The 13,901-nt window shown below is 60.8% G+C and carries 2 protein-coding genes and 1 pseudogene; all 3 read right to left on the reverse strand.

The annotated features are described in order from the left end of the window. Positions 1-941 (reverse strand): annotated as a pseudogene (locus ACT9T4_RS26025) (hemagglutinin repeat-containing protein); the annotation flags it as partial. Between the two features lie 270 nt (positions 942-1,211). Further along, positions 1,212-1,826 carry a GAD-like domain-containing protein gene (locus ACT9T4_RS26030; protein WP_179537647.1) on the reverse strand — a complete coding sequence of 205 codons (615 nt, stop codon included), beginning with the start codon at positions 1,824-1,826 and terminating at the stop codon, positions 1,212-1,214. After that, entirely contained in the window at positions 1,823-13,885 is a 12,063-nt protein-coding gene (locus ACT9T4_RS26035) for a hemagglutinin repeat-containing protein (RefSeq protein WP_499119729.1), read from the reverse strand. Before ACT9T4_RS26035 ends, ACT9T4_RS26030 begins: the two co-directional genes overlap by 4 nt. Between the last annotated feature and the right edge of the window lie 16 nt (positions 13,886-13,901).

The following is a 13,901-nucleotide window of genomic DNA, read 5'->3' on the forward strand; positions in this document are numbered from 1 at the left end:
ATGTCCAAACGATCACGCGCAACGATACGGGTCTGATTTTCCACCCACTCGGTAGAGCCCTTGGTCTGACCGTAGCCGACCGAAGCACTGAAGCCTGCTCCCGGGCCGAACGTGGCGGTGGCGCTGACATCGAATTCCCGGCCCTTGACCTTGCCCGTATCGGGTAGCGAGGTCACGGTCAGGTCACGACCCACACGGCCAGTGACTTCGTCGCCACTCAGTTGTGAACCACTGATGGCGGTATCTCGACCACTGGTGAAGTTCAGGCGATCGCCGGCATACAGGTAGGCTTCCTGTTGACGCTGACCTTCGCGCTCAAGGTCGCCCTTGCCGACGTTGACGCTGACATACACACCAACGCCTTCGGAGCCGAAGGTGAAGCCAATTTCGCCGCCACCGCTGCGACGGCTGCTTTCGCTGTCACTGGCATTCTGTGCGGAGCCGATGTTGAGGTCGTTACCGGCCTTGAGGTCGATATCGCGCCCTGCCTGAACCTGCGTACCGATCAGGTTCAGGTCATTACGGGCATTGAGATTGACGTCACGTTCGGCATTGAGCACCGCGCCACTGGAGGTTCCCTGGCTGCCCTCTTCACCCGCTACGCCTCGGCTGCCACCAATGCCAACCTTGAAGCCACCACTGGTGCCACCAACAATTCCACCTTTACCCTGGCTCTGCTGGCTGTCATAGCGTTGCTCGCCACGGGCGACATCAAGCACGATGTCCCGGCCGCTTACATTGATGTCACGCCCGGAATGGAACTGAGCGCCACGTACCTGAACGTCATTACCTGCTTCCAGGTTGATGTCGTTACCCGCGTCCAACGTCGAATCGCGATTTCCAACCACGGTCTGGCTGACGCTCTGGCGTTGGCTGGTACTACCGAAGTGCGCATCGAACGTCGGCCCAGCCAGGAACTGGCTGACGGAGTCCAAAGCCTTGAAATATCAATGACTCTGACCCTATCGATTTTGCCCGGGTAGCAAGACACTGACGCAACTCATCAGACCGCTCAGACGCTTGCTGTGGGTTGTGGGGAGTGTTTGGAGAATGCCTATGTAAGAATCGTACGGCCTGCATGAGTCTCGGGAGTTGGTTGGTTTGGCGACTACCAAACTGCCGGCTCATGCAGGCATCTTCAAGCTATCTAATTGATCTGAGTGGATATTTTGTGGGGGTTCCTCAGAATCTGTCCCTTTTCCCCGTTAGGATCACCTCCGCAACTGATCAAGAATCGTCAAATGCACATCCATATTCAGCTTTACCATATGTTCAAGATCAGCCTTTCCGCCAATACACAGCGCAGGCTCGAACGCGTACATTTCATTCTCACCCACCGGTCCCAGTTTCATTAGCGCGCGCCTGAACAACGGCTTGCCATGATTATCTTCAAAATCGAGGCTTTCCCGACTAATGGACCCGAGAAAAATACCTAAGGCTCGATCCGGTTGGGGGTTGGGTTTCTGAAGCTGACTCTTAAGAGCAACGATACCGCCAGCTAAGCTCGATATCGTGATCTTGCGCTGATAGCGTTCACCCCAGGCATATAGTGAGCCGAACGCATCCCTAGCGATAACATGGTAATTATCGATCTCGTCCAGACCGCTTCCTTGCAACCAACTATCAAGCGTGGCCTTATAAGAATCAGGGTTTACGATCCAGAACAGTCCATCCGCATAAGAACACCAGCCCTCCTCACGCCAGTAACCAAGCAGGGAGCCGGGCAATATCGAACGATATTTTTCGACACTAGAACTGGGCACCTGTCGATGCGAATTTGCCTCACCCAAATTATCAATAAATGACTGAAAAAATTCGTCTCTCACTTTTCAGCTCCTCGAAGCAACTCAAGCCTGATGTTCATCTGCGCTTGACCATATCCATTGGCTATAGCTTTAGACACCTGTTCATCCAATGCCTTCAAGCGGCTCGGCCAACTACCTCCAATTGAGGAGTTGACCAGCGAATCGCCCATTCTGACAGGTTCAGGACTGAACCAACCACCAGCGACCATATCAGGGTCATGCAATGCAGCTAGATCAGATCGAATCTTTTTGGCTCTGATAGCTGCTTCAGCAGATGCGGTCTTGAAGTCCTTTCCCTTGGCCATCAAGGACTCGGTAATGCTTTCCCTGACGCTATTCTCGAAATCTTTACCGAATTTTTGTTGTGCGGCAACAGCATCCGGATTACGACCTACCTTTTCATAAGCATCCCGGGCGCTTTTAAAATCGTCAACAGTCATGCGATTGATGGCATCCTGCTGCGACTGCAACTGCTTGTTGTATTCTTTTATGAACGACTTCTGCTGTTCGGGCGACATCGCGTTAAATTTATCACTATTATACGGATTGAATGCCTTAACCGTGAGCTCGTCCATTTTCGGCACAGCGATGGATGGATCTTTTGATGCATCCTTCACAGGCTTGGATGAATCTTTCGATAGATCCTTCACAGGCTTATCCGGTAACGGATAATCAACCTCCTTCTGGGCCTGCGTTTGGGTAATAGTTCTGGTTGGGGAAACGTCCGATGAAGTACGCCCTACGACAACTTTACCTTCTGCTTTTCTTCCAAACCCACCAACACTCCCCATCGCAACATCTAATAGAAATTCAGAGCCAATGACGAAGGCGACACCATCATTGACTTCTTCACCAGCTGCATGCCGTTCTTTATTTTTCTGATGTTCTCGGGCCAAATCTTCCAACTGAGCCGGAAGTAGCTGATCAGCAATTTTTAGAGCGAGGTCACCTTTTACCTTTTCAATCTGATCACCAAATAGACTGGCGATTAATTGATTGCCGGCCAAGCCCACAGCCGCCTTTGCCGGCCCCATCAGGGCTTGTACCCCCAGCATCAGCAATTGCGCTTGTTCCAGTTCCAAACCCGACACATATTTGTTCAGCTTGTAAGATTGAAGCAGAAGCTTTTCGCCCGCAGTCAGCGGGACAGTATCATCTGAACGTGGAACTTTCTCACCGTATTCATTAACTACATTAGTCGACTGCGAGCCTAAACCAGTCGAAGGAGATCTACACCCACCGCTCGCCTGACATTTAGCTTGCTCATAATTAAAGTCCCCATAAACCTCTGCAAACTTTGCTAGAACTATAAGATCGTTTTCACCAAAATTATTGATGACGTCGGAGTTTAGTCCATTGCGCACTATATTCTTAGCAACTGCCAGGGCCTGCTCGTCTCCTAACTGCGCACGCAGTGCTGGGGAAACCTTATCCAGAGAAACTTGTTGTGCTTGTATTTCTCGCCAACTTTGCTGAGCAAACTTACCAACACCAGCAACTAAACCGACTGCGTCATCCAATGCATCTAGGCTTCTTTCAGGATATGCCTGAGCATCTTTCTTCCATTGGTTTAACGTCTCAATCGGACTTACCACCGCCTCCACAGACGACTTGGTCACATACAGATCCGTACGTTCCTCATCATCCCGCGTGATCTCGTAAGCGCTGCTTACATCACGATTGAGACCAACGGTCGAATCGCTTCCTGTCCCCGCATCCCCTCGCACGACAATTTCGCCCTCGCCGACGGTAGCCCGCACGATTTGCTGGCGATCCTTCTCGTACTCGTAACCCTCGACGCTCCAGCCGGTCTTGCCTTTTTCGCCCTTGCCTTCCTGGCTTTTGTCCTGCTGGGTATCTTTCGCGCCGTTCTTGCCGTACGAACCGCCGACATTCAGGTAATAGCTGTGCTCCTTGTCGTGACCGGCGATATCGCTGAAGCCCAGGGTGCCGGTGTCCAATTTGAGGTTGCCGGTGTTCGAGGCCAGCACTGCGCCATCGAGCTGCGTGTGCTCTTCGGTGCGAATGTCCAAACGATCACGCGCGACGATACGGGTTTGATTTTCCACCCACTCGGTAGAGCCCTTGGTCTGACCGTAGCCGACCGAAGCACTGAAGCCTGCTCCCGGGCCGAACGTGGCGGTAGCGCTGACATCGAATTCCCGGCCCTTGACCTTGCCCGTATCGGGTAGCGAGGTCACGGTCAGGTCACGACCCACACGGCCAGTGACTTCGTCGCCACTCAGTTGTGCACCACTGATGGCGGTATCTCGACCACTGGTGAAGTTCAGGCGATCGCCGGCATACAGGTAGGCTTCCTGTTGGCGCTGACCTTCACGCTCAAGGTCGCCCTTGCCGACGTTGACGCTGACATACACACCAACGCCTTCGGAGCCGAAGGTGAAGCCAATTTCGCCGCCACCGCTGCGACGGCTGCTTTCGCTGTCACTGGCATTCTGTGCGGCGCCGATGTTGAGGTCGTTACCGGCCTTGAGGTCGATATCGCGCCCCGCCTGAACCTGCGTACCGATCAGGTTGAGGTCATTGCGGGCGTTGAGATTGACGTCACGTTCGGCATTGAGCACCGCGCCACTGGAGGTTCCCTGGCTGCCCTCTTCACCCGCTACGCCTCGGCTGCCACCAATGCCAACCTTGAAGCCACCACTGGTGCCACCAACAATTCCACCTTTACCCTGGCTCTGCTGGCTGTCATAGCGTTGCTCGCCACGGGCGACATCAAGCACGATGTCCCGGCCGCTTACATTGATGTCACGCCCGGACTGGAACTGAGCGCCACGTACCTGAACGTCATTACCTGCTTCCAGGTTGATGTCGTTACCCGCGTCCAACGTCGAATCGCGATTTCCAACCACGGTCTGGCTGACGCTCTGGCGTTGGCTGGTATTACCGAAGTGCGCATCGAACGTTGGCCCAGCCAGGAACTGGCTGACGGAGTCCACCGCCTTGAGCGTGCTCGATGCCTGGCTGACAGTGTTCTCACCCTTGCCGGCGCCGCTTACCGCATTCTTGGTTCGCTCGAAATTGTGGTTAACCGTGACGCCTACGCCGCTACGGTTCTGGCTCTGCTCCCTTTCGATGCTCGACTGTTCGCGAGCCGCATCGACGACGATGTCGCGCCCGGCCTTCATGTTCAGGTCGTAGCCGGCCTGCATGTCCGAGCCTTGCTGCCGGATATCGCGGCCAGCACGTACATCGAGGTCCAAACCGGCGTTGATCTGGCTGGCTGTCGCAGTCTGTTCGCTGGTACGAGTCTTGTCCTTGAGCGACTCGGCTCCGGCAAAGGCACTAACACCATTGCCATCGGAGCTCAGTTGCAAGCCAACGGTCTTGGTGTTCTTCCACGAGGTGATCTGTTCGCTGCTGCTCCCTGCGACGACGTTTACGTCACGTCCAGCATCAAGCAGCACGTTACGACCCGCACTGACGCCACTGCCCACCACGTTGATATCGCGCTCGGCGATCAGTGAGGCATCACGCTCGGCGTTGACCTGGCTGCCCACATTAGTGGAGCTGATGATTTCCTGGCCGCTCTTCTTGGCGTTAGAAATTGTGATACCGCCAAGCCCAGCTGCATTACTGGCGGAAAGATCGAACTTCTTCTTGTACGACTCGCTACGGCTATAGGCCTCGTCATTCGCCGAAACCAGGTTGATATCGCCCGTTTCCTTCACCAACCCGGCGCGCAGCTCGACGTCGTTACCGGCATCGGTGGTACTGGCGCGTAGACGAATGTCGTTGCCTGCCGCGATGACAACGTCGTTGCCTGCTTCCAGTTCGCTGGCGACCTGGGTGGCGCTGGTCTGCAGCTGGCTCTTGCCGCTCTTCGACAGGCCAAGGAAACCGGATTTGGTTTTCTTGGCGTAGGACCCGTGCTCTTCGACACCGGACAGCACGGCCACATCGCCGGTGCCGCCGACCAGCAGGTCGTTACCAGCGCTGAGTTGGCTGCCGATGACGGTGACGTCGCGGCCACCCTCGAGATTCAGGGCGCCACTGGCAGCCTTGCTGGTGTTGATCGTCAGGTCGTTGCCCGCCTCGATCACCGAGGCGATGTTGGTGCTGTCGTAGCTTTCGCTCTGGCGGCTCTTGCTGCGGCCGAACGAGCCTTTGCTCTTCTTGAAGTAGTAGGAGGCGCTTTCATCCTTGGCCGACAGGATATCGATGTCCTGGCCGGCATCGATGTCGACGTCGTTGCCAGCCTGTACGCGGCTGGCGATCACGCTCAGGTCATTGCCCGCTCCCAGGCTGATGTCACGACCGGCCTGGATCTCGCTCGACTGCTGAGTGATCTGGTCACGGCTCTGGGTGACTTTCTTGCCCCTCGACAGGAAGTGGCTCTCGTCAGCGGCGCTGGAGAGCATCAGGTCACGTTCGGCGCCAAGCTCGAGATCACGGCCTGCCGTCACGCGGCTGGCCACCACGCCCAGGTCGCGCCCGGCGGCGATATCCAGGTCACGACCCGCGCTCACCTCAGCGCCCACCTGGGTTACCCGTTCATTGACGAACCAGTTGCCGCGGGTCTGGTACTGCCCCTCCTGCACGGAGGCGACGGTGACGTCGCGGCCGGCCTGAATGGCCAGGTCGCCGCGGCTGTCGAGAACGCTGCCGAGGTTGCTCACGTCGCGCCCAGCCGCCAGGCTGAGGCTCTCGCTGGCTTCGATGCGGGCGGCGCTGTCGACATGGGTCTGCCCCCAGCGCTGGGAGCCGACGCTGGCGGCATGTTGAGTGACGCTGCGCTCGTTGACGATGTCGCCTTCGCGGGCGATCAGGCTGACATCGCGCCCGGCGATGATGCCGCCCTGGGCGTTGCGGATGCTCTCGGTCGCCAGCAGTTGCAGGCGCTCGTTGGCCTGCATGAGGCCACTATTGGCGATGTTCCGACCTTGTACATCCAATGCACCGCTGGCTCGCAGGGTGCCCTGGTTGCTCAGGTCGCCACCGCCGATCAACGCCACGTCACGGCCCTGGATCAACGCGCCGTTGGGGGCCAGGCGGCCTTCGGCCTGGGCCAGGTAGAGCACCGGCACCAGGACCTTTTCGCCGAGGACCTCCTGCTCTTCCATCCACACGATGTCGTGGGTCAGGGCAGCCACCTGCTGAGCGCTCAGGCTGACGCCAAGGCCCAGGTTCAGTGCGTCCTTGCTGGCGATGGCGTTGTTCATCAGGTAGCGAAACATCGCCTCGTCGCTGGTCAACCCGGCCAGGTAGCGCTGGCCGGTACGGGCGACGATGGCGTCGCGGATCAGGCGCTGTTCGTAGAGGCCATCGCCCAGGCGTTTCTGGGCCTGATCGGGGTCGTAACCCAGTTGGCCAAGCATGTAGTCGGAGCTGAGGAAGCGGCTCAGTTCGGTCAACGCCGGGTTGGTCTCGATCAGGTATTTGTGAGGACGGGCGACAGGGTTCACGATGACGCCCTGGGCCTGGGAAACCGGATTACCGGCACCGTCCTGAGCGGCGGATGCGCTGACGGTCACCTGGGTGCCGGGCTGAATAACCAGTGACGGTCTATCGACTGCAACCGGCTGGCCAAGGCCAGCCTGGAGCTGACCGCTTTGATCGCCCCGCACATCCTCTATCCGTACAGCGCCGGAGCCTTCACGCTGTGCCTGCTCGAGGCTGGTGCCGGCCAATGCCCACTGCTGGGCAGCGACTGCCTCACGCACCTGGCTGTCGCTGCCGCTCTGGCCGCTGAGGCGAAACAATCCATTCTGGCCAGTCGGCAGGCTGAAGCCAGGCAGGCTCAGCGGATTTACCTGTTGCTGGGCGAGGTCTGCAGGGAGTTGCGGGTTGAGGCGAATGACTGTGGTCGAGCCGCTGCCACCACTGCTGGTATCACCTGCTCGCGAGGTGCCAGGAGCGATGCTCTGCCCATTGCGGCGAACGCCGTTCTCGATGACGTTCGCGCTCTGCACGGTGACATTGCCACCGGCCTGGATGACCGCTCCGGCGGCAACACCGGTCGAGGTGACGGTATCGACCGAATTGACAAGGCTGTAGGTGCTGAAGATGGCGGGAACCGGGTATTGAGCTCCGGGGTTGTAATAGCGATTTGGCGTCCTGGTAACTTGGCGGTCTGGCCTCAGATAGATATCCGGTTCGCGGGCCTGTCTAATGACATAAGTGTGCTCGTATATCGCGTTATTTCGGTTGTATTGGTAAATATCACCATTTGCGCTGATGAGACTTTCGAAAACAGCTCGCCGCTCGGAATCGACCGGATTACGGTACTGGCGATAGCGATTCACGCTTTCCGTGGCAGAGCCAAGGTTCGATACCTGATCGCCAACGAGCAAGATATTGCCGGCAGCGGAAATCGTGCTGTGGCTGTTCTCGATCGTGCTGCCAGTGAGTTTGAGGTTGCCGCCAGCCTGGATCAGGGAGGCCGGTGAGTCGGAGGAGACGGTTCGCTCTATTTGCTCGTTGAGGAAGTAATAGAAATCGAAATGGCGTCCCTTACAATCAAGACATTCGTAGGTGATGCTCCCCGACACGAGCCGTTCGGATACGGCAAAGGCATCCTTGCGGTTGATGATCGCCAGGGCGTTGACGGCAAGGTCCCCGGCGCTCTCAACGGTACTGGATACGTTTTCGAAACGGCTGGACTGCTCGCCCGCCTGATCACCCGCGATCAGCAACGTTCCCAGGCTATACACATCCGCGTAACGGTTGATGAAGGTGTCGACATACAGCGCCATGTCGTCGCCGCTGAACAGCAGCCCCTTCTCGTTGATCAGGCTCGGTGTACTCAGGGTCAGGCGCTGGGCACTGCCCAGGGTGCCGGCGTTGTTCACGCTGGCGGCACTGAGGGTAAGGTTGTCGGCGGCGGTCAGGCGGCCCTGGTTGAGCAGTGCACCACCGAGCATGAAGCTGGCCGCACCAGCGGCGGTGATGCTGGCGGTTTCACTGAGGCTCAGGCTCGCGGCCGCGAGGTCCAGGGCACCCTGGCTGGTGACCCGGCCGTTGCCGCTGTAGGCACCACTGAGAGTCAGGCTGAGGGGGCCATCGCTGGCGATCAGGCCATGGTTGATCCAGTTGCCCCCCTTGCCGGTCAGCGAACCGGTGGCCAGCAGTTGCCCATTGGCCGTCTGCTCGAAGGTGCCGATATCCAGCGTCAGATGCCCGGCCTGGAGGATACTGTCGTTGCTCCAGCTGTCGGCCTTGAGGGTCAGGCCGCCCTGGGTAACGAAGCTGCCGCCCGCGGCGGCGACCTGCGCCAGGGCGACACCGAACTCACCACCGCCAGCGTGCAGCAGCTTGCCATTGTGGTTGAGCAGGCTGCCGAGGTTGAGGGTCAGGTCGCGGTTGGCGGTTTCCAGGGTGCCGCCGCGGTTGTCCAGCAGCGCGCCCAGGGTGAAGAAGGTGGTGCCGGTACTGCCCAGGGCACGCAGCTGGCCGCCCTGGTTGTTCAGGCTGCCGCCCTGCACGCGCAGCGTGCCACGGCTTTCGATGATGCCTTGCTGGTTATCGAGTAAGGCGTCGGTAGCCTGTTCCAGGGTGATGGTGGCAGCCCCGAGGGTGCCACCCTGGTTGTTCAGGTCGCCGCCACGCAGCAGCAGGTCACCCTGGGCATGCAGGGTGCCGCTCTGGTTGTCGAAGGCGCTGGCCCGCAAGGTCGCCGCGCCGTTCAGGGCATGAATGCGCCCGGCAGCGTTGTCGAGGTTGCCAGCGACCTGCAGGTCGATGTGCTGCCCCTGAATCAGACCGCCCTGCCCGATGGCGCCGTTGCGCAGCCAGGCGGAAAGACGGGTGCGCACCCAGCCTTCAAGGCTGGCCAGGGTACCCTGGCGGTTGTCGAGGCTGGCAGCGGTAAGGTCGACAGCGCCGCTACGGCTCTGCAGAGTGCCAGCCTGGTTGTTCAGGGCGCCGCCGATGTTCAGCAGCAGATCGCCCTGCCCCTGAATGGCTCCGCCGCTGTTGTCGAGGCTGGCGGCGTTCAGATTCACCTGAGCGTCACGGCTGTAGATCAGCCCATCGGCGCTGTTGTTCAGCGCCTGGGCGACACCGAGCTCCAGCGCCCCATTGGCGGCCAGGGTCGCGCTGCCACTGTTGTCCAGCTCGCTGACGACGAGCTTGGCGGTGCTCTGGCTGGCCAGCGTGCCGCCCTGGTTGTTCAGGGTATCGGTCGTAATGTTCAGGGGACCGGCGCTGGCCAGTTGCCCGGCAGCATTGCTCAGGGTGCCGTCGACGTTGAGCGTGGCTGCACCGCTGGCAGCGATGCGGCCATGGCTATTGTCCAGGGCCTTGCTGCTCAGGGTCAGGTCTTGCTGCGCCTGCAACAAGCCGCCCGCGTTGGCGACGCTAGTGGCGTCGATGACCAGGCGCTCTCCGGCGTCGATCTGCCCGGCGCGGTTGTCCAGTTGCCGGGTGATCTGCAGGCGCTGGCCCGCACCACTGGAAAGAATGCCCCGGTCACTGTTGTCCAGGCTCTCGGCCTGAATATCGAGACGGTCGGCAGCCACCAGAGCGCCTTCACCACTGTTGAGCAGTGCACCGGCGAGCGCTACGGCGAGGCCGCCATCGCGGCTGGACAGCGTTCCGCGCTGGCGGTTGTCGAGGGAACCGCCACTCAGTTGCAGGCCCTGCCAACCGGAGAGCAGGCCGCCGCGATTGTCGCCTTGGCCCAGGCTCAGGCGCAGCCACTGCCGACTGATCAGGCGACCATTGCGGTTGTCCAGGCTGGCGGCGGCCAGGTCCAGCACGCCGAGGCTGGAGATTTCCCCTGCTGCGTTATCGACGGCTCGCAGGTTGCTCAGGGTCAGCGGGCCGTTGCTGCTGATCAGGCCCTGACGGTTATCCAGGTCCCCCTGGCGCAGGTCGAGGCTGATAGAGCTTTCGCCGATCAAGGCGCCCTGTTGCTGAGTCAGGCGGTCGAGGGTCAGTTGCAGGTCGCCCTTGGCCGAGACTTCCCCTCCCTGGCTGGAGTCCAGCGAAGCGGCGTCGAGCGTGAGGGTGCCCTGGCTGTTGATCAGCCCGCCGTCGCGGTTGTCCAGCGCACCGTTGCTGCGCAGCTCAAGGGCCTTGCTGGCCAACAGAGTGCCGTCGGTATTGGTGAGCGTGCCGCTGTTCAGGCGCAGATCGCCGGCACTCTGAATGAGGCCCTTGCTGGCGTTGCTCAGGTTGCCGGTAAGGTCGATGACGAGGTCGCCGCGGGCGAAGAGTGTGCCCGCGTCGTTACTCAGCTCCTTGGCACGCAGGTCGATGCCTCGGGCACTGATCAACCCTGCCAGGTTGGTCAGCACGCCCTGAATCCGCAACGTCAGGTTCTGCTCGGAGAGCAGTCGACCATTGGCGTTGTCCAGGCGCGTCGCCAGCAGATTGAAACCCTGGCCACTGGAAATCTCGCCACCACGGTTACTCACCGCCCCCAGATTGTTCAGCAACAGTTGGCCGGGGGCATGCAGCAAGCCGGCGTCATTGTTCAGGTAGCCACCATCAAGGTCGAGGGTGAGGCTGGTCTGGCTGAACAGTTCACCACCCTGCTGCGCCAGACCGCTGGCCTGCACGGACAGCGGGCCACTGGCGGCGATACGCCCCTGGGCGTTGCCGATCTGATCGGCCTGCAGGTCCAGATTGGCGTTACCCGTCAGGCGACCGCCGTCATTGTCGAAACGCCCGGTGATGACGCTCAGATGCTCCACCGCGGAGATCTGGCCATGGCGGTTGTCCAGGCCGGCGCTACGCAGCAGCAACCCGGCATCGGTGAGCAGACGCCCCTGCTGATTGAGCAGTGCGCCCTGGCTGGTGACCTGCAACGCACCCGCGCTGGAAAGGCTCCCCGCGCTGTTGTCGAGCGTGGCGGCGGTGACGTTCAGCGTGCCTTCGCTACTGATTGTTCCCGCGTTGTTGATCAGTTGGCCATCGTGGGCCAGGTCACCGGTACGAGCAGCGAGTTCGATCAGCACGCGAGTATCGCTGGCGAGGGTACCGCCGGAATTGTTCAGGTGAGCAGCGCCGAGCTGAAGCTGATCACGCCCGAAGATGAGCCCTTCGTCGCGATTGATCAGGCGCGCAGCCGCCAGGTTCAGGTGCGCCGCCAGCAGGCGGCCACCGTCACTGTTGTCGAGCGTCGTGACGTTCAGACCGGCACTGCCACGGCTGGATATTTCCCCGCCACGGTTGTCGATGTCGCCAGCCGTCACGCTCAGTGGACCATTGGCCGCGACCCGGCCTTTCTGGTTGTCCAGCCGCTGCGCCAGCAGATTCAGATCGCCTTCGGCCAGCAGTTCGCCGCCCTGGTTGGCCAGTGTGCCGCTCACCCCGACATCGAGTCGGCCCTGGCTACGCAGCAGGCCGTCAGCGCCATTGTCCAGCGCCGCGGCGCTGACCTCGACCTGACGACCGGCCAGGCTCCCGCCTCGATTGTCCAGGCTGCCAGAAACGCTGACGCGCAGGTCCTGCTCGCTGATGAGCTTGCCGCTGCGGTTGTCCAGGCTGCTCGCTGCCAGGTCGAAGCCCTGGCGACTGGAGATTTCACCACCTCGGTTGCTCACGACACCAAGGCCATCGAGCCGCAATGCACCCGGTGCGTTGATGAAGCCAGCGTCGTTGTCGAGAGCGCCGCCCTGCAGGTCAAGGGCCAGGCTGGTCTTGCTGAACAGCTCGCCACCCTGTTGCTGCAGACCGTTGGCCGTCAGTTCAAGCGGCCCGGTAGCGGCGATACGGCCCTTGCGGTTGGCGATCTGCGCAGCGTGCAGCGCGAGCGTGGAGCCAGCCGAGATCAGCCCCTGATCGTTGCTCAGGTCGCCACTGCGCAGGTGCAGAGCCGCATCACCGAGCACCCGCCCCTCCTGATTGCTTAACGCCCCCAGCAGGGTCAGGTTCAAGTCCCGAACGCTGGAAACATCGCCCCGGCGATTGTCCAGGCGCGCCGCACCGACGTTCAGCGTACCCTCGCTGCCCAACAAACCATCGGTATTGATCAGCCCGCCGTCGAGCTCGCCCCGCGCCGCGAGCTCGACACGCAAATCTTCACCCGCGGAAAGTGAGCCGCCGCTGTTGTCCAGCCAGGCGCCGGCCACATGCGTATTGCCCTGCCCGTGAATCAGGCCCTGATTACGATTGAGCAGGCGCTGTGTGGTGAGCACCAAGTGCGCACCGATCACCTTGCCCTGGTCGCTGTTGTCCAGGCCCTGTGCGGCTATCGTTACCCTGGCTCGGCTGGAAACCGTCCCGCCGCGGTTGTCGATATCGTCGAGCACCAGCTGCAGATCAGCATTGGCTGCGATGCGACCAGCACGGTTTTGCAGGCGCTCCCCCGTCAACGCGAGCGAAGTTTCGGCCAGCAGCTTGCCGCCCTGATTGTCCAGAGAAGCCGCCGCCACCTGCACACCTTGGCGACTGGAAATCTCGCCTGCCGTATTGTCGACCTTGGCGGCGCTGTCTATACGCAGCGCCTGCCCGGCATTGACCAGCCCCGCACGGTTGTCCAGATTGCCACCGGCAAGGTCGACACTCAGGCCTGCCCCGCTGCTGAGCACACCGCCCTGCTGGGCCAGCCCGGTCGCGTTGACCTCCAGCGCCTGGCCGGCAGCGATACGTCCCTGAGCATTGTCGACCTGGCCACTGCGCAGCGCGAGGTTGCCATCGGCGACGATGCGCCCCTTGTGGTTGTCGAGTTGGGTGCTGTCGATCCGGGCATTGCCTTCGGCCAGCAACTGACCGTCACGGTTATCCAGCAAGCCCTCGGCAGCGACCCGCAGATCATGGCTGGCGACCACGCTACCCGCGTTACGGATCCGCTCGCCTGCCAGAGCAACGTTGCCCGCTCGATTGCGGCTGTCGTCGGCATTCACACCGGCTTCGACATGGCCCTCGTTGAGCAACCGAGCGCCGCCAGTCAGCGCCACCCGATCGCGAGCAGCCAGGCTGCCGCGGTTCACCAGGCTGTCCCTGGCCTGAACCTCGAGCTGGGTCCCGGCGTACACCTGCCCCTGGGTTTCAACGCTCTCGGCGCGTGCCGCGATCTGCCCGCTGGCCGCCGCCGTGTTGAGCGTCAGTAGCCCATTGGCATCGATCTGAATATCCCCGGCACTGGCCGCCATGTCGCCGGCCAGCTTCACACCCACGCCCGCCTCG

Source organism: Pseudomonas sp. SZ40 (genome assembly GCF_052958135.1).